Origin of the sequence: Enterobacter sp. SM3, assembly GCF_009811935.2 — a bacterium.
Taxonomy (GTDB): domain Bacteria; phylum Pseudomonadota; class Gammaproteobacteria; order Enterobacterales; family Enterobacteriaceae; genus Enterobacter; species Enterobacter asburiae_D.
Window position 1 is genome coordinate 2,683,991 of record NZ_CP099971.1, and the last position, 18,278, is coordinate 2,702,268.

The window sequence follows — 18,278 nt, forward strand, 5'->3', positions numbered from 1 at the left end:
ATTTCGAGCTAATTTCGAATGATTTTGAAATACTGCCTGTAACGCTATGAATTACAAGGCAAAATAAGCAATGAATATAAGGATTAAAGCTATGGGTTTTCTTTCCGGTAAGCGCATTCTGGTAACTGGCGTTGCCAGCAAACTGTCCATCGCATACGGTATCGCACAGGCAATGCATCGCGAAGGCGCTGAGCTGGCGTTCACCTACCAGAACGACAAGCTGAAAGGCCGTGTTGAAGAGTTTGCCGCGCAGCTGGGTTCCAGCATTGTTCTGGAATGTGACGTTGCACAAGACGAAAGCATCGACGGCATGTTTGCTGAGCTGGCAAAAGCATGGCCGAAATTCGACGGTTTCGTTCACTCCATTGGCTTCGCTCCTGGCGACCAGCTGGACGGCGACTACGTGAACGCGGTTACCCGTGATGGCTTCAAAATCGCTCACGACATCAGCTCCTACAGCTTCGTGGCGATGGCGAAATCCTGCCGCGCGATGCTGAACCCGGGCGCAGCCCTGCTGACCCTGTCCTACCTGGGCGCTGAACGTGCTATCCCTAACTACAACGTTATGGGTCTGGCTAAAGCGTCTCTGGAAGCGAACGTACGCTACATGGCGAACGCAATGGGTCCTGAAGGCGTGCGCGTTAACGCCATCTCTGCAGGTCCTATCCGCACCCTGGCCGCTTCCGGTATTAAAGATTTCCGTAAAATGCTGGCACACTGCGAAGCGGTTACCCCGATTCGTCGTACCGTTACCATTGAAGATGTGGGTAACTCTGCAGCATTCCTGTGCTCTGACCTTTCCGCTGGTATCTCCGGCGAAGTGGTTCACGTTGACGGCGGCTTCAACATCGCTGCAATGAACGAGCTGGAAATCAAATAAGCTGTGACTCTCTTCCCGCCCGGGAAGAGAGTTTTCCCCCCGCACCACCCCTTCGTTATTCCGTTCTGCTATTTGTTATCACCTAACAATATTTTTCCCTTTATCTGCCTTACGCCAGGATATTGATCGCCATTTTGAGATCAAGGAACGCACATGGAACAACGCCGTTTTTCCGGCAAAGGCCACTGGTATCACGAAACCCAGTCAAACCACGCGCAGACAGATGTTCTGCCTCTGGTGCCCGAAGCCGCTAACGTCGACGATCGTTTTTTGCTCGATTTAGCCCTGCCTGATGAGATTGTCGCCGCCTGTTCTGGCTGGCTTACCCCTGCCAGGGCCTTATGCCACCAGCTGTTTCCGCTCTCGATTCCCGTGAACCGCCTGCATACGCTCAGCGCCTACGATCGGCTCAGCACCGCGCTAACGGTCGCACAGGCCTGTGGCGTTCAGCGGCTCTGTAACCATTACGCCGCCCTCCTCGCCCCGCTTCCCGGCCCGGACTCCTCCCGCGAAAGTAACCGACGTCTGGCGCAAATTACGCAGTATGCCCGCCAGCTCGCCAGCTCCCCTGATGTCATTGATGATAAAGCGCAGAGCCAGCTTGATGAGGTGGGCCTGTCAACGTATGACATTGTGGTGATAAACCAGATTATCGGGTTTATCGGGTTTCAGGCGCGCGTCGTCGCGATTTTTCAGGCGCTGTTGGGACATCCTGTTCGCTGGTTGCCAGGCCATCATATTCAGCCGCACACGCTGCCCGCGCGCCACGCCGCGTGGGTGCCGCTTTTGCCCGTCGTCGAGCTGCGCTATGCGAGTGCGCATCAGCTTGAGTCGCTGTCTCGCTGGCAGGCAGAACCCGCGCTGGAGGCGCTGACGCCGGTCCTTTGCCATGAGCCGTCGCTGCTCGACCTGACCGGAGAGATCCTGGTAAACAGCCGTGAAGAGATCACGCTGACGTCCCCCGCACTTTCGGCTGCTGTTGAACTGCTGACGCGCTCTCCGGACCGCTTCAGCGCCGCGCAGTTTACCCCTCTCACGGATCAAGGACTCTCCGGCGAACATGCCATCACGCTGCTTACCCAGAGTGCGTTTGACGGCTGGCTCAATCGTCTGAAAGTCGCGTTTGGTAAAGAGGAATAACCATACTAATTACCCAAAGACCGCTTGCTGAGACAGTGAGAATCGCGTAAAACTGTCAGCCGCTCAATGGCTACGAAAATAGAACATTATGTTTCAGGACAACCCGCTGCTAGCGCAGCTTAAACAGCAACTGCATTCCCAGACGCCGCGTGCAGAAGGGGTCGTAAAAGCCACGGAAAAGGGCTTTGGCTTCCTTGAGGTTGACGCGCAGAAAAGCTACTTCATTCCGCCACCGCAGATGAAGAAAGTGATGCATGGCGATCGCGTCATGGCCGTCATTCATACCGAGAAGGACCGAGAGTCTGCCGAGCCGGAAGAACTGATCGAACCGTTCCTGACCCGTTTTGTGGGTAAGGTGCAGGGAAAAAACGATCGTCTTTCTATCGTGCCGGATCATCCCCTGCTGAAAGATGCCATTCCCTGCCGCGCCGCCCGTGGCGTTGAGCATGATTTTAAAGAAGGTGACTGGGCCGTAGCAGAAATGCGCCGTCATCCTCTGAAAGGCGATCGCGGTTTTTATGCCGAGTTGACCCAGTTCATCACCTTTGGCGCAGACCATTTCGTACCATGGTGGGTCACGCTGGCACGCCATAATCTTGAAAAAGAAGCGCCGAACGGCGTCGCGACCGAGATGCAGGACGAAGGTCTGACGCGCCGCGATCTCACCTCGCTGGAGTTTGTCACCATCGACAGCGCCAGCACCGAAGATATGGATGACGCGCTGTACGCAGAAGAGAGCGCCGATGGCAAACTGCATCTGACCGTGGCCATTGCCGATCCCACCGCCTGGATTGCCGAAGGCAGCAAGCTTGATGACGCGGCGAAAATCCGTGCGTTCACCAACTATCTGCCGGGCTTCAACATTCCGATGCTGCCGCGCGAATTGTCAGACGATCTCTGCTCGCTGCGTCCAAACGAAGTGCGCCCGGTGCTTGCCTGCCGCATGACCATCGCCGCAGATGGCGCGATTGAAGATGACATCGAGTTCTTTGCCGCCACTATCGAATCGAAAGCCAAGCTGGCCTACGATAACGTCTCCGACTGGCTTGAAAATACCGGTAGCTGGAAACCTGAATCCGACGCCATTGCCGCGCAAATCCGTCTGCTGCATCGCATCTGCCTGAACCGCGGCGAGTGGCGTAAAACCCACGCGCTGGTGTTCAAAGACCGCCCGGACTACCGCTTTGTTCTGGGCGAGAAAGGCGAAGTGCTGGACATCGTGGCCGAACCGCGACGCATTGCGAACCGCATCGTTGAAGAGGCGATGATTTCCGCCAACATCTGTGCCGCACGCGTGCTGCGCGACAAGCTGGGCTTTGGCATTTACAACGTCCACACAGGGTTTGATCCGGCGAATACCGAAGCGCTGGCGGCCCTGCTGAAGAATCACGATGTGCACGTCGATCCGGAAGAAGTGCTGACGCTGCCGGGCTTCTGCAAGCTTCGCCGCGAACTGGACGCGCAGCCGTCGGGCTTCCTGGACAGCCGCATTCGTCGCTTCCAGTCCTTCGCTGAAATCAGTACCGAGCCGGGCCCGCACTTTGGTCTTGGCCTCGAAGCTTACGCCACCTGGACATCGCCGATCCGTAAGTATGGCGATATGGTTAACCACCGTCTGCTGAAAGCGATTATCAAAGGTGAAACCATTGCCCGTCCTCAGGAGGACACCACGCTGCAGATGGCCGATCGCCGCCGCCTGAACCGCATGGCGGAACGTGACGTTGGAGACTGGCTGTACGCACGCTTCCTGCAGGATAAAGCCGGTACGGATACCCGTTTCGCCGCAGAGATCATCGATATCAGCCGCGGGGGCATGCGCGTCCGCCTGGTCGATAACGGTGCTGTCGCGTTTATTCCTGCGCCGTTCCTGCATGCGGTTCGTGACGAAATGGTCTGTAGTCAGGAAAACGGTACCGTGCAAATTAAAGGTGAAACAGTTTACAAAGTCACCGACGTGATTGACGTAACTATCGCTGAAGTTCGCATGGAAACCCGCAGTATTATCGCGCGCCCTGTCGCCTGATAACCGGTTCAATTGTCGGTCATTTCCTTTCCGGAAGGGCCGACAATTTTTCTTTTTACCCCCGCCACAAAATCATTATTTTTCCTTACTATTTTCAGCCTCCCTTCGCCCAAACCCGCCATAATTATCTACAGTAAAAGAGTGTTGTTATATTCGGTTACGTGAATTTTTATACGCTCAGTATCCTTTTTAACCTGTCTCGTTTTATTATAAGAAAACAGGGAAAAACAATAAGTTCACTTCGGTTTTGCCGCTGTTTCTCAACGGAAAAGTCGACAGCAAATGAATAATTTGTGCGCTAATGAAAGCTGCGGGAGAAAACATGATGGACGATCTGGAGCAGAATTTGCTGTTTCGCTACATGGGAACTCACAGCCCGTGGTGGCGCTTGTCAGCCGACAGCAACGCTCTGCACCTTTCCACCAGCGAAAATGCCGATGTCACTCAGGTCGTGGCGCTGGGCGATGAACAGGCCGATCTCATCCGTCATTTAACCGTTATTACCTCCAGCATTTCCATGTCGCTCTCCCTGTACGGGGAAGATGTTCCGGTTCATCTTGTGGGCCGTAAAATTACCCGTAACGAGTGGGCCGGAACCGCTTCCGCCTGGAACGATACGCCCTCCGTGGCACGCGATCTGGCCCAGGGGCTCTCATTTGCGGAACAGGTTGTCTCTGAGGCTAATTCCGTCATTGTTATTCTCGATCGGCACGGCAATATCCAGCGTTTTAACCGGCTTAGCGAAGAGTACACCGGCCTGAAAGAGCAGGAAGTCATTGGCCAGAACGTGTTTAAGCTGTTTATGAGCCGCAGCGAAGCGGCCGCTTCAAAGCGCAACATTACCGGTTTTTTTCGCAACGGCAGCTCCTACGAAGTCGAACGCTGGATCAAAACGCGTAAAGGGCAGCGTCTGTTTCTGTTCAGAAACAAATTCGTGCACAGCGGCAGCGGTAAAAATGAAATTTTCCTTATCTGTTCCGGGACCGATATTACCGAGGAGCGCCGCGCTCAGGAGCGGCTGCGCGTGCTGGCCAATACCGATACCATCACCGGCCTGCCAAACCGCAATGCGATCCACGACCTGATTTCTGACGCCATCGACAACCGTGGCGACACGCAGGTGGGCGTGGTGTATCTCGATCTGGATAACTTTAAAAAGGTCAACGACGCATACGGTCATATGTTTGGCGATCAGCTGTTACAGGCCGTCGCCCTCGCCATTTTAAGCTGTCTGGACGAGGAACAGGTGCTGGCGCGACTTGGCGGTGATGAGTTTATCGTCATGGCCACCAATACCTCGCAGGGCTCTCTGGAGGCGATGGCGTCGCGCATTTTAACCCGTCTGCGTCAGCCGTTCCGAATCGGGCTGATTGAGATTTATACCGGCTGCTCCCTGGGTATCGCCCTCGCCCCGCAGCATGGGAACGACCGGGAAAGCGTCATTCGTAACGCCGATACCGCCATGTACACCGCCAAGGAGAACGGCCGGGGCAAGTTCTGCGTCTTCTCCCCCGAGATGAACCAGCGCGTGTTTGAGTATCTCTGGCTGGATACCAACCTGCGTAAGGCCCTGGATAACGATCAGCTTCTGATCCACTATCAGCCGAAAATAACCTGGCGCGGGGAAGTCAGAAGCCTCGAAGCGCTGGTCCGCTGGCAATCGCCAGAGCGCGGTTTGATCCCGCCGCTGGAGTTTATCTCTTATGCCGAGGAGTCGGGGTTGATTGTGCCCCTGGGGCGCTGGGTGATGCTCGACGTGGTTCGCCAGGTGGCGAAATGGCGCGATAAGGGAATAAACCTGCGCGTGGCGGTGAACGTCTCTGCGCGCCAGCTGGCCGACCAGACCATCTTCAGTGACTTAAAGCAGGCGCTGAAGGATCTGAATTTTGAATACTGCCCTGTCGACGTCGAATTAACCGAAAGCTGTCTTATTGAGAACGAAGAGCTGGCGCTGTCCGTGATCCAGCAGTTCAGCCGACTCGGGGCGCAAATTCATCTGGATGATTTTGGCACCGGCTACTCTTCCCTTTCTCAACTGGCCCGCTTCCCTATCGACGCCATTAAACTCGATCAATCTTTTGTCAGGGATATTCATAAGCAGTCCATCTCCCAGTCTCTGGTGCGTGCTATCGTCGCGGTGGCGCAGGCGTTAAATCTGCAGGTGATTGCCGAAGGGGTGGAAAGTGCAAAAGAAGACGCCTTTCTCACCAAGAACGGCGTCAACGAACGGCAGGGTTTTCTGTTTGCTAAGCCGATGCCCGCTGCCGCATTCGAGCGATGGCTAAAACGATATCAAGCGCGAAATCAACGTTAACTGGCTTTATGCAGGCCCGCCGCGTGATGGCGGTTTTGCAGCGTGACCAGACGCTCCATGTAGGCGATATCTTTCGGCTCCAGGCAGAAAGCAGCATCTACCCAGTCTTCCGTGATGTCCATCAGTTCACTGCGGGGCAATTGCAGAACGCGCGTACGGGCGCGCAGCATCGCCCTGACGCCATTCAGTTTTGGCCGCAGCGTATCGATGAAGGTTCGGGTGGAGACATAGCTTTGTCCGGGTTCAAACAGGACATCCACCAGCCCGTGCTGTTCGTACCATTCAGCCGTATGGGATTCCCCTTTGTAGATGAGTTCCTCCGCCAGCTTCATGCCTGAACGCCGTGCAACCAGGGAATATCCCCCCATACCCGGAAACAGGTTGAAGGCAATCTCCGGGAAACCCAGACGGGCATCGCGCTGAGCCAGGACGAAATGGTGCGCCAGAGCGGCCTCAAACCCGCCCCCTAACGCACTGCCTTCGACCATTGCCAGAGAGATGGCCCCCGTATCAAACCCCCGTGAGGCCGTATGGACGCAATCAACGCAGGCGCGAGCGTACGCCCGTAACGCTTCCCGACGTCCGTTCTGAATGCACTCGACGAAGAACTGTAAGTCACCGCCCACATTGTACATTTCAGGAACCAGCGAACCGGTTACCCAAAAATCAACCGCAAAACCTGACTGGCGAACCAGCCATGAAAAGTTCATGATCTCCTCAATTAACGCATGGTTAAAGCAAGGGCGTGGCTGAGCCCGCAGCATCATCCAGACCGTGTGACGCTCCGCCTCGTAATACCCTGACAGCTGCGTGAACCGTTCAGTATCGGTAAACAGTGTGCAGGTAGGCTGATTGATAACTGTCATAGTCTAATTCCTCTTATAAAAAAGCGCCTTGCGCGCAGTTTTAGACTAATCCACTCAATAAGCCCGCTGCATGAGGGGGAATAAATTTATCACTTACGTTTATGTAATTTAGTTATTGCATTTTTTCCCTTCTCTTTTGAACCTAATTTCTGCATCATTGAAAATATTAACTTTTCGCGCCTGGGGTGAGATTATGTCTACTATTGACGCACAAGCTGTAGCACAACGAATTGATACCGTGCTGGATATCCTGGTGGCGGGCGATTATCACTCTGCTATCCGTAATCTCGAGATCCTGAAGTCTGAACTTCTTGCTCAGAATGGTGCTGACAATGTGCCTGAAAACAGACAGCCAAAAGCGCCGTGGGAAGTTTAATCCCACCGTTTCCGACCTCGTTTCGCTTTAGTAAATGGATGCTATGAATTCCCGACAACAACTCATTTTGCAGATGGTCATCGATCAGGGACGCGTAAGCGTAGTCGATCTCGCTAAAACCACCGGCGTGTCTGAAGTCACAATCCGTCAGGATCTTAATCTGCTGGAAAAACAGAGCTACCTGCGTCGCGCGCACGGATATGCTGTCCCGCTGGACAGCGATGACGTGGAGACGCGCATGATGAATAACTACGCTCTCAAACGTGAACTGGCGGAGTTTGCCGCGTCCCTGGTGAACAACGGTGAGACCGTCTTTATTGAAAACGGCAGCAGTAATGCCCTTTTGGCGCGCACGCTTGCCGATCAAAAGGACGTTACTATCATTACCGTCAGCAGCTATATCGCGCATTTGCTCAAAGAGACGCGCTGCGAGGTAATTCTGCTCGGCGGTATTTACCAGAAAAAAAGTGAAAGCATGGTAGGCCCGCTGACCCGTCAGTATGTCCAGCAGGTTCATTTCAGCAAGGCCTTCATCGGAATTGACGGCTGGCAGCCGGAGACAGGTTTTACCGGCCGGGATATGATGCGCTCTGACGTCGTGAATGCCGTGCTGGAAAAAGAGTGTGAAGCCATTGTGCTCACCGACAGCTCTAAATTTGGCGCCGTTCATCCTTATACGATGGGCCCCGTTTCACGCTTTAGCCGCGTGATTACCGACGAAAGATTGAGCGACGCGCACCGTAATAAGCTGGAAGATGACGGACTGATCGTCAATATTATTAAAACGACCGCCTGAGTCCCCTCCGCGCCCGAATTTCGGGCGCACACGCCCTTCTTTCTCTGAGATGATTCCTGGTACTTCTTTAAGAGTTTTTACCTGTTTAACCTGCATTAAAGTCGTAAAATTAATGTTAGCGATATAACAGGAAGTGACTATCACCTGCGTGATTACGTAACGCCTGCGCGACCAGCTTTCACGGAGAACAGAATTAAGTATTCGATTCGTCTATACTTAACGTGTACATCTTTCCGTGAATCGATAATTCAGGAGAAAGTATTATGACCTTAACCAGCAAAAAATTAGCCGCCGCTGTTCTGGCAATCACTGTAGCAATGTCCCTGAGCGCGTGCTCTAACTGGTCTAAACGTGACCGTAACACCGCGATTGGTGCCGGTGCCGGTGCTCTCGGTGGTGCAGTATTAACGGATGGTAGTACGCTGGGTACATTAGGTGGCGCTGCTGTCGGTGGTATTATCGGTCACCAGGTTGGCAAATAATTATTATCTAAGCCTTCCCCGGCATTGAGATATTTGAACGCATTTCAGGTCTGACATACGCACGTATATAACACGAGCCACGGCATTTGCCGTGGCTCATTTATTTTAGCCGCCTGCCAGTTTGACTTTCATCCCTTTGGCTTCCAGCAGAGATTTTATTAAATCGCGCTTATCGCCCTGGATTTCAATAATGCCGTCTTTCACGGCACCGCCGCAGCCGCATTTCTTTTTCAATTCGGCCGCCAGCTTTGCCAGTTCCGCATCATCCAGGTCAATGCCGGAGATAAGGCAAACCCCTTTCCCTTTTCGTCCACTGGTCTGGCGCTGGATCCGAACGATGCCGTCTCCCTTAGGACGTTCCACTTTCGCTTTCGGCTCATCTATACGCCCGCTATCGGTTGAATAGACCAGACGGCTGTTGGAATCGGTCATTACGCCCCCTTTTTCAGCGATGCGTTGATAGCTTTAAGCGTCTCAGCCGGGTTTGCAGACTGCGTCACCGGACGCCCAATAACCATGTAGTCAACACCGGCAGCCAGCGCCTGCTCAGGCGTCATAATGCGGCGCTGATCGCCCACGTCGCTGCCTGCAGGACGAATCCCCGGCGTGACCAGTTTAAAATCCTTGCCCAGCGCTGATTTGAAACGTACCGCTTCCTGCGCGGAGCAAACAACGCCATCCAGGCCGCACTGCTGCGTCAGACGCGCGAGACGTTCGGCATGCTCGGCGGGTGACAACGTCACGCCCAGGTCGCGTAAATCGTTTTCGTCCATACTGGTCAGCACGGTGACCGCAATCAGCAACGGTGCATCTTTACCGAACGGCAGGAGCGCCTCACGGGCGGCCGTCATCATTCTGGCCCCACCCGATGCATGGACGTTGACCATCCATACGCCCAGCTCTGCGGCTGCGGCAACGGCGTGCGCCGTGGTATTCGGGATATCGTGGAATTTGAGATCGAGGAAAACGTCAAAGCCGCGCTGCTGCAGATCGCGAACGATTTGCGGTCCAAACAGCGTGAACATCTCTTTGCCAACTTTCAGACGGCAGTCGCGAGGGTCAATGCCGTCGACAAACGCCAGTGCGGCGTCACGCTTATTGTAATCAAGCGCAACAACAACAGGAGAATCCGTAATTACGCGGGAAGTGGAGGATGTAACAGACGTCATGACCAGCCCTTTTCGTCTATGGGCGCGCAGCGGCGCGGAACAGATAAACGGCCAGCATTCTACCTGCCGACGCCGCAAATTGACAGGATCCATTTACGCGCCTGCCAGGCCGGCAAACCGCACGATGCACGGCGTGTGGTAAAAGCCATCAGTATGTTGTAACTAAAATGGGATGTTTTAAAAAATTACTGCCCGTCCAGGCCTCGAATTGGCTTAATGGTGGACCAGGCGCGGCAGGAAGGACAGTGCCAGTAGAGCGTATAGGCGGTAAAACCACACTTCTGGCAACGATAGCGCGGCTTGCTGCGCACCTGCTCGCCAACCATGTCGCGCAGCACCATCAGGCTCTCTTTGGCGCGCCCTTCTTCTGCGTCGTTCAGGTGGTAATCCATCAGCTTATGGAACACCCGCATGGTCGGATGGCGCTGCAGCTGACGCGTAATATAAACCTGCGCGGTGTCGCTTCCCTCATACTGCTCAACAACGTCTGATAGCATCAGTTCAGCGGTGGCGCCGGTATTTTCTTCCACGCAACGACGCAGGAATGCTACCCACTCTTCCTGCTTGTCGAGCTGTTGATAGCAGGTTTGCAGCATTTCCAGCGTTTCACTGACCAGCTCTTTGTCCTGGTCGATAACCCGCAGCAGGCTTTCAACGGCTTTGGCGTAGTCGCCACTCGCCATAAAGACGCGCCCCATCATGATGGAGATTCGCGCGCTGTTGCGATCCGCGGCGGCGCCTTTCTTCAGCAGTGCCATGGCTTTATCCATGTCGTCGTTGCCCATCTGCTGAAGCGCAAGCTCACAGTAGAAATGGGCTATCTCAACGCGCTGCTTATCTTTACCCAGCTTCACCAGACGTTCGGCGGTATCAATGGCTTTCTGCCAGTCGCTGGTGGCCTGATAAATCTGCAGGAGCTGCTGCAGCGCGCCGATGCGGAAATCTGTTTCGTCCACCAGCTGCGCGAACATATCTTCTGCGCGATCGTACAACCCTGCGGCCATGTAATCCCGCCCCAGCTGTTGTACCGCAAGGAGACGTTGATCGTAGGTCAGCGAGGCGCTTTCCATCAGGGTCTGGTGAATACGAATGGCGCGATCGACCTCGCCGCGCGAGCGGAACAGGTTACCCAGGGTGAGATGCGCTTCAACCGTCCCCGTATCCTCTTTTAGCATATCGAGGAACAGGTCTACCGCTTTGTCCTGCTGATTGCTCAGGAGGAAGTTTACCCCCGCAACGTAGTCGCGGGAGAGACGGTTGGCCTCATCCTGTTTTGTTTGTTGCGCACTTCTGCGGCCCATATACCAGCCATAGGCTGCGGCTACAGGCAAAAGCAGAAACAACAACTCCAGCATAGTCGATTATTCCTTCACGACCGGCACACCAGAGCTTTCCGGGATGTCAGACGCAGGGGCAATGTTATTTTCGAGTCGCTTAATTTTACGTTCAGCGCGCGCAAGAGAAACACGGACTTTCAGCCAGAACAGACCGCAAACCAGCCAGCCAATGGCAAAGCCAGCAGCAAATAAGACCGCCAGCAGGCTCGAGACGCGATACTCACCCTGAGCCAGCAGATAGTTAAACGTCACCTGCTGATCGTTTTGTGCACCCAACGTGACTGAAATGACAAAAATCGCCAATACCAGTAAGAAAATGAGTAAATATTTCACATTACTTCCCGTTATGTGGTTCAAGCGAATAAAGTGTGTTCAATTCACCGCAATCAGCCTTATAAACTACCATTTTAGCGACGAGCGCGAAACGGAAAAAGTGACGCGCAGGTCATGGATCTATGGGCAAAATGCGGAATATCAACCGTCAAGCGTCGGTTTGGTCCCTTTCGGCTATTTCTTCTTTCTCTTCCGGCGGTGGCGTTAGCGGGCCGCAGAATCGTTCAGCAAGCCAGGTGGCCAGCGTCACCAGCAGCCATGAGATCAGCGTGGCGACCACCAGATCCCGCGGCCAGTGCATCCCCAGCAGCAAGCGGCTGCCCATTACCCCTGTCGCCCAAACCAGTAACACCGCGATGGTGATCGTGCGACGCCTCGGCCAAAGCAGCCCGACCCCCAGCAGCGCCCAGCTGGCCGCAAACATGGTATGACCGGAAGGAAACGCAAACCCGGTCTCTTTCTGCCAGTGTTTACGCAGGAATTTTGGAATATCTTCCTGTTCCGCAAGCTGTTCTTTCACCAGCGCGCCGCGATCTTTACGCTTTAAAGTGTAGAACTCATCCACCGGAACATGGTGTGCTTTTTCCAGCCAGACGACAAACGGCCTTGGCTCCTGAACGTTGTCTTTTACCCATGACTTCAGGCCCTGACCAATAACGATTGCCCCACCGAGGATGGCAAAGAGCATCAGCGCCGCACGCAGTCGAAAGCGCAGGCACCACAGAAACCAGCCGCAGAGGATGACGTGGGTAATAATGCCCCAGGGCTGGGTGACCGTTTCCGTAACCCAATACAATGTTTTAAGCCACGTAGCATTCTGCCCGGGCTGCCACATCCAGCCGGATACCCAAACGGCCAAAGGCATAATCAGTAAAATGGCCGCGCCTGCTGCCGTACGTCTGGCGATTGAAAGCATGTCTTCTCCTTTTTCGCTAAGCGTCACAATCATAACTGAAATTAATCCTTTGGGTGGATATGTCGGATCGTGCGTTTAACGTTCATATAGCATGGTGCCCATTAGGCGAACCTGCTGAGCTTGTGGCAAAATGAACTGATACAGAAAGCAAAACAGGGCAAAGGCACGAAACGTGTCAGCCTACTCTGGAGAATCACATGCAGCTTAAACGTGTGGCAGAAGCCAAACTGCCAACCCCATGGGGCGATTTCCTGATGGTGGGTTTTGAAGAACTGGCAACCGGACAGGATCATGTCGCGCTGGTGTTTGGCGACATTTCAGGGCAGACGCCGGTGCTGTCCCGCGTCCATTCAGAGTGTCTTACCGGCGACGCGCTATTCAGCCTGCGCTGTGATTGTGGTTTCCAGCTGGAAGCCGCCCTGTCTCATATTGCAGAAGAAGGTCGCGGTGTGCTGCTTTATCACCGTCAGGAAGGTCGTAATATTGGTCTGCTGAATAAAATCCGCGCCTACGCGCTTCAGGATCAGGGCTACGATACGGTTGAAGCAAACCATCAGCTCGGCTTTGCCGCTGACGAACGCGACTTCACCCTGTGCGCCGATATGTTCAAGCTGCTGGGCGTGGACGAAGTTCGTCTGCTGACCAATAACCCGAAAAAAGTGGAGATCCTGACCGAAGCGGGGATCAACATCGTCGAGCGCGTACCGCTGATTGTCGGCCGTAACCCGAAAAACGCTCACTACCTTGATACCAAAGCCGCCAAGATGGGCCATCTGCTGAAAGAGTGATGCTAAAAGCCCGGCACGCGCGCCGGGCTTGTTTCATCAGTCCAGCATCTTACGAATCACATAATGTAAAATGCCGTCGTTCTGGTAATAGGTCAGCTCGGTTGCCGTATCAATACGACACCGGCAGTCCAGCACCTCGGTTTTCCCGTCTGCCCGCGTTAACTTCACCGGCACCGTTTTACCCGGCTGCAGGTTTTGCAGACCGCTAATTTCAATCTGCTCTTCCCCGGTCAGCCCCAGCGTTTTACGCGTCACACCCTGCGGGAACTCAAGCGGCAGGATCCCCATACCGATCAGATTCGAGCGGTGAATACGTTCGAACGATTCGGCGATGACCACGCGAACGCCAAGCAGGCGCGGACCTTTCGCCGCCCAGTCGCGGCTGGAGCCGGAACCGTACTCTTTCCCGGCGATCACCGCCAGCGGCGTACCTTCCTGTTGATATTTGACCGCTGCATCATAAATCGAAACGACTTCCGTTCCCGGCAGATGGCGCGTCATGCCCCCTTCTACGCCCGGCACCATTTCGTTACGAATGCGGATGTTGGCAAACGTCCCGCGCATCATGACCTCATGGTTGCCGCGACGCGATCCGTAGGAGTTAAAATCACGGCGTTCGACGCCCCGGCTTTGCAGATAACGACCCGCCGGACTATCGGCTTTGATACTCCCTGCCGGAGAGATGTGGTCAGTTGTGACAGAATCCCCCAGCATCGCCAGTATGCGCGCGCCGTGAATATCCTTAAGCGGTGCAGGTTCGGCCAGCATCTCATCAAAGAACGGCGACAGACGAATATAGGTCGAGTCATCCTGCCAGTCATAGGTATCTGAGCCAATAACGTTAATGGTTTTCCATTCCGGCGTGCCTTCAAAGACCTCCGCATACTCTTTGCGGAACATCTCGGTTGAGACCTTTTCAACAGCCAGCGCGATTTCACGCGAAGATGGCCAAATATCTTTCAGGTAGACAGGGTCATTCTTGCGATCGTGGCCAATCGGGTCGGTCACCAGGTTGATATTCATGTTCCCTGCCAGGGCATAAGCGACCACCAGCGGCGGTGAGGCCAGCCAGTTGGTTTTTACCAGCGGGTGAATACGCCCTTCAAAGTTACGGTTGCCGGACAGAACCGCGCCTACCGTCAGGTCGCCCTGCTTGATCGCCGTTTCAATGGGTTCAGGCAGCGGACCGGAGTTGCCAATACAGGTCGTACAGCCGTAGCCCACGAGGTTAAAGCCCAGTTCGTCAAGGTACGGCGTCAGTTTGGCCTGCGCCAGGTAATCCGACACCACTTTGGAACCCGGCGCCAGCGAGGCCTTGACCCATGGCTGAGGTTTTAGCCCAAGCTCTACCGCCTTTTTCGCCAACAGACCGGCCGCCATTAATACGCTGGGGTTCGAGGTGTTGGTGCAGGAGGTAATGGCGGCAATAACCACCGCGCCATCCGGGAGCTGATACTGATGTCCGTTCAGAACATAATCGACCGGACGATGGTCTTTCTGCGCCACGTTCACTTCCAGCGCATTGCTGGCGGCAAAGGCTTTTGGCACGTCACTCAGCGAAACCCTATCCTGCGGACGTTTTGGCCCGGCGAGGCTCGCCTCGACGCTCCCCATATCGAGTTCAAGCGTGCTGGTGAAGACCGGTTCATCGCCCGGGTTTCGCCACATGCCCTGCGCTTTGGTATAGGCCTCCACCAGCGCGACCTGCTCTTCGCTGCGCCCGCTAAGGCGCATGTATTCCAGCGTGACATCATCAATGGGGAAAAAGCCGCAGGTTGCGCCGTATTCCGGCGCCATATTGGCAATGGTAGCGCGGTCGGCCAGCGGCAGTGAATCCAGTCCGTCTCCGTAGAATTCGACAAACTTGCCCACCACACCATGCTTACGCAGCATCTGGGTGACGGTCAGCACCAGATCGGTGGCAGTAATGCCTTCAGACAGCTTGCCGGTGAGCTTGAAGCCCACCACGTCAGGGATAAGCATGGACACCGGCTGGCCGAGCATCGCCGCTTCCGCTTCGATACCCCCAACGCCCCAGCCGAGCACGCCCAGACCGTTGATCATGGTGGTATGGGAGTCCGTGCCCACCAGCGTGTCCGGATAGGCGACCCACTCTTTATCCTGCAATTCACTCCAGACGGCTTTACCCAGATATTCAAGGTTAACCTGGTGACAAATACCGGTACCTGGCGGGACCACACTAAACCGGCTGAATGCCTGCTGGCCCCACTTCAGGAACACGTAGCGCTCGTGGTTACGCTCCATCTCCAGACGCACGTTCTCGCCAAAGGCGTCGTCATCACCAAAGCGGTCAACGGTTACGGAGTGATCAATGACGAGGTCAACAGGGGAAAGCGGATTCACTTTGGCCGTATCTCCGCCGAGACGCTTAACGGCCTCGCGCATCGCGGCTAAATCAACGACGGCAGGGACACCGGTAAAGTCCTGCATCAGCACCCTTGCCGGGCGGTAGGCGATTTCTCTGTCGGCATGGGCTTTTTCAAGCCACCCTGCCAGCGCCTGGATATCGTCGAGGGTGACAGAGTCACCGTCCTGCCAGCGCAACAGATTTTCCAGTAAAACTTTCAATGACTTGGGTAAACGCGAAATGTCCCCAAGCGTTCTGGCAGCCAGCGGCAGGCTGTAGTAATGCCAGGTTTTGTTTTCTGCCTGTAATGTGTCCTTACTGGCTTCGCGTAGGGTTAACGACATAAGCTCCTCCTTAATCACAGAGATGCCCCGACAATCATCAGGGCCGTAATTAAAGATAACACAAAGATGTCGTAACGTTTTGATAACAACCCAAATTGATAAATTTAGGATTGGTCCAGAATGTGAAAACAAAAACCCCGCCGTAGCGAGGTTTTACAATTTAGTGGAGGGCCAACCAGATGAGCTGACTCCAGAACAGAATCGACACGGTAAAAACGCCGATCCATGACCAGTATTTGTGAGACGTCATGTTATTCATCATAGGGACACCAGGCATTATTTATAAAAAGTTCCGAGGTGGGTCCTCAGTGCTATATTGCTGATGTGTATTTATTAAAGAGTACAAAAGTGCAGAGTCGATATTCAGACTATTTGCATCATTACGCAATTAACTAAATTATTGTTTTTTGGGTTCGTCTTCTGCGAACACATCAATAAACGCTTGCTGCTGCGGCGTCAGTTTCCAGGACGCGGGTACAACAGTCGCAGGTGCTTTACGCCCTCTGTGGCCGTTGTCACGATGTTGACACATCTGTTTAACCGTTTCTGTACGTACCGTCACTGCCATATTTAACCCCAATATTTCCAGGCCAGGAGAGCAACCACCACCCAAAACAGGGTAGAGACGAGAAAGACCGCCAGCCAGGCTTTACGCTTGAGCGCAGGATCCCTTTGCGGTTCTTCACTTCCTGAAGGCATTGCTAACCTCATACAATCGATATCGCTTATCATTTAGGACCAAACAATTGGTACAATTAATCATCTGTTGAGATAAATCCTAAAGAAACTTTAGCCGAAAAGCCAGTGAATTTACGCACCGGGAGGTATGAAATATTCAATCTTTTGACCAGAAATAAATAATTGAAAAGAAAAATTTGCGAAGGCGTAAATTAGTTTCTACTTTTGTCGCCAATTCACGACATTATAACCTTACAGGTTAAATGGATAATGACATTATATGACAGGGAGTGCGTAGATGATGATAATTCTAATTTAGCTTTGAGGCGTTATTTCGGTATCTTTCCGTAAGGGAAAGATACCGGGTGTGATTATTTTTCGGGGAGTTTGATGTCTTTAAACATCTCTTCAATATCTTCATTTGAGCGTAATGCAACGGCGGTATCAACCACATCACGCGTTAAATGAGGGGCAAAGCGCTGAATAAAATCATACATATAGCTGCGCAGGAAGGTGCTGCGACGGAATCCAATCTTTGTGGTGCTATGACTGAAAACATCGTGCGCATCAAGACGCACCAGGTCAGGGTCTGACACCGGATCCACCGCCATGCTGGCAATGACGCCCACCCCCAGACCAAGCCGCACATAGGTCTTAATCACGTCGGCATCCGTCGCGGTAAAGACAATACGCGGCGTTAGCCCTGCCCGGTTAAAGGCCGTATCAAGCTCGGACCGGCCGGTAAAGCCAAACGTATACGTCACCAACGGATATTGCGCCAGCTCTTCGATAGAGACCGACCCTTTGCTCGCCAGGGGGTGATCCGGGGTCACCACGATAGAACGGTTCCAGTGATAGCATGGAAGCATGACCAGATCGTCATACAGGTGAAGCGCTTCGGTGGCGATGGCAAAGTCTGCATTACCCTTGGAAACGGCTTCAGCAATTTGCGTTGGCGAGCCCTGGTGCATATGCAAAGAGACGCGAGGATAACGCTCGATAAAGCCTTTGATAACACCGGGAAGCGCATAGCGCGCCTGGGTATGCGTCGTGGCAATATACAGCGAACCTTTATCCGGCCAGGTATGTTCCCCTGCCACTGACTTAATCGCATCGACTTTGGAGAGGACTTCCCGCGCAATGCGGATGATTTCCTGCCCCGCAGGCGTCACCTGGGTAAGATGCTTACCGCTGCGGGCAAATATCTGGATACCTAACTCATCCTCCAGCATACGAACTTGTTTGCTGATGCCCGGTTGCGAGGTATATAGCCCCTCGGCGGTTGAAGAGACGTTAAGGTTATGATTCACCACCTCAACGATATAACGAAGCTGCTGTAATTTCATGCCAGACCATCCGATTTAGCGCATGCGGTCAATCGCTTAAGACGATTTAATAATAAGAAACAGGTTAACTATAACCACTATATCATTTATAGCCTGACTGTATAGTACGGAACAAAAAATAA

Annotated in this window: 18 protein-coding genes; 8 read left to right on the top strand and 10 right to left on the bottom strand. The window is 53.8% G+C overall.

Annotated features, from left to right (window positions below; translation table 11 throughout):
• Positions 1–91 precede the first annotated feature (91 nt).
• From fabI to pdeR, 4 genes are all read left to right on the top strand, one after another.
• Positions 92–880 carry an enoyl-ACP reductase FabI gene (gene fabI, locus GVO84_RS12645; protein ID WP_003856831.1) on the top strand — a complete coding sequence of 263 codons (789 nt, stop codon included), beginning with the start codon at positions 92–94 and terminating at the stop codon, positions 878–880.
• 153 nt (positions 881–1,033) lie between these two features.
• Complete coding sequence (locus GVO84_RS12650) at positions 1,034–2,020, top strand: CMD domain-containing protein (protein ID WP_159514343.1); 987 nt, start codon at positions 1,034–1,036, stop codon at positions 2,018–2,020.
• An 88-nt stretch (positions 2,021–2,108) separates the two neighbouring features.
• On the top strand, positions 2,109–4,043 hold the full coding sequence (locus tag GVO84_RS12655) for an exoribonuclease II (protein ID WP_159514344.1): 1,935 nt from the start codon (positions 2,109–2,111) through the stop codon (positions 4,041–4,043).
• 322 nt (positions 4,044–4,365) lie between these two features.
• The gene (gene pdeR / locus GVO84_RS12660; RefSeq protein WP_159514345.1) at positions 4,366–6,357 is read left to right on the top strand and encodes a cyclic di-GMP phosphodiesterase; all 1,992 of its coding nucleotides are present in this window, start codon (positions 4,366–4,368) and stop codon (positions 6,355–6,357) included.
• On the opposite strand, the gene GVO84_RS12665 is transcribed toward pdeR, so the two are convergent.
• Positions 6,354–7,223, bottom strand: coding sequence for a crotonase/enoyl-CoA hydratase family protein (locus tag GVO84_RS12665; RefSeq protein WP_159514346.1), 870 nt, complete (start codon positions 7,221–7,223; stop codon positions 6,354–6,356). The genes pdeR and GVO84_RS12665 overlap by 4 nt on opposite strands.
• A gap of 193 nt (positions 7,224–7,416) precedes the next feature.
• Here GVO84_RS12665 and GVO84_RS12670 point away from each other — a divergent pair, with 193 nt between their 5' ends.
• The 3 genes from GVO84_RS12670 (at position 7,417) to osmB (ending at position 8,877) form a co-directional block, all read left to right on the top strand.
• Positions 7,417–7,599, top strand: a complete 183-nt coding sequence (locus tag GVO84_RS12670; protein WP_159514347.1) for a hypothetical protein — start codon at positions 7,417–7,419, stop codon at positions 7,597–7,599.
• A gap of 43 nt (positions 7,600–7,642) precedes the next feature.
• Positions 7,643–8,395: a DNA-binding transcriptional regulator YciT gene (locus tag GVO84_RS12675; protein WP_023312063.1), complete on the top strand. Its 753-nt coding sequence runs from the start codon at positions 7,643–7,645 to the stop codon at positions 8,393–8,395.
• 263 nt (positions 8,396–8,658) lie between these two features.
• Positions 8,659–8,877 carry an osmotically-inducible lipoprotein OsmB gene (gene osmB, locus GVO84_RS12680; protein WP_008501216.1) on the top strand — a complete coding sequence of 73 codons (219 nt, stop codon included), beginning with the start codon at positions 8,659–8,661 and terminating at the stop codon, positions 8,875–8,877.
• A 105-nt stretch (positions 8,878–8,982) separates the two neighbouring features.
• On the opposite strand, the gene yciH is transcribed toward osmB, so the two are convergent.
• From yciH to pgpB, 5 genes are all read right to left on the bottom strand, one after another.
• Entirely contained in the window at positions 8,983–9,309 is a 327-nt protein-coding gene (gene yciH / locus GVO84_RS12685) for a stress response translation initiation inhibitor YciH (protein ID WP_023312064.1), read from the bottom strand.
• On the bottom strand, positions 9,309–10,046 hold the full coding sequence (pyrF, locus tag GVO84_RS12690) for an orotidine-5'-phosphate decarboxylase (protein WP_159514348.1): 738 nt from the start codon (positions 10,044–10,046) through the stop codon (positions 9,309–9,311). Before pyrF ends, yciH begins: the two co-directional genes overlap by 1 nt.
• A gap of 185 nt (positions 10,047–10,231) precedes the next feature.
• Complete coding sequence (gene lapB, locus GVO84_RS12695) at positions 10,232–11,401, bottom strand: lipopolysaccharide assembly protein LapB (RefSeq protein ID WP_023312066.1); 1,170 nt, start codon at positions 11,399–11,401, stop codon at positions 10,232–10,234.
• A 6-nt stretch (positions 11,402–11,407) separates the two neighbouring features.
• Positions 11,408–11,716, bottom strand: a complete 309-nt coding sequence (locus GVO84_RS12700) for a LapA family protein (protein ID WP_023312067.1) — start codon at positions 11,714–11,716, stop codon at positions 11,408–11,410.
• 148 nt (positions 11,717–11,864) lie between these two features.
• Entirely contained in the window at positions 11,865–12,632 is a 768-nt protein-coding gene (gene pgpB / locus GVO84_RS12705) for a phosphatidylglycerophosphatase B (protein ID WP_121424395.1), read from the bottom strand.
• A gap of 197 nt (positions 12,633–12,829) precedes the next feature.
• Here pgpB and ribA point away from each other — a divergent pair, with 197 nt between their 5' ends.
• Complete coding sequence (ribA, locus tag GVO84_RS12710; protein ID WP_121423974.1) at positions 12,830–13,420, top strand: GTP cyclohydrolase II; 591 nt, start codon at positions 12,830–12,832, stop codon at positions 13,418–13,420.
• A gap of 36 nt (positions 13,421–13,456) precedes the next feature.
• Here the strand turns inward: ribA and acnA are convergent, their stop codons facing one another.
• The 4 genes from acnA to cysB form a co-directional block, all read right to left on the bottom strand.
• Positions 13,457–16,132: an aconitate hydratase AcnA gene (gene acnA, locus GVO84_RS12715; RefSeq protein WP_159514349.1), complete on the bottom strand. Its 2,676-nt coding sequence runs from the start codon at positions 16,130–16,132 to the stop codon at positions 13,457–13,459.
• Positions 16,133–16,292: 160 nt separating this feature from the next.
• On the bottom strand, positions 16,293–16,391 hold the full coding sequence (ymiC, locus tag GVO84_RS12720; RefSeq protein ID WP_032623144.1) for a small membrane protein YmiC: 99 nt from the start codon (positions 16,389–16,391) through the stop codon (positions 16,293–16,295).
• Between the two features lie 311 nt (positions 16,392–16,702).
• Positions 16,703–16,843, bottom strand: a complete 141-nt coding sequence (locus GVO84_RS12725; RefSeq protein ID WP_213327741.1) for a YmiA family putative membrane protein — start codon at positions 16,841–16,843, stop codon at positions 16,703–16,705.
• A gap of 338 nt (positions 16,844–17,181) precedes the next feature.
• Positions 17,182–18,156 (bottom strand): HTH-type transcriptional regulator CysB, encoded by a 975-nt coding sequence (gene cysB, locus GVO84_RS12730; RefSeq protein WP_159514350.1) that lies wholly within the window; start codon positions 18,154–18,156, stop codon positions 17,182–17,184.
• Between the last annotated feature and the right edge of the window lie 122 nt (positions 18,157–18,278).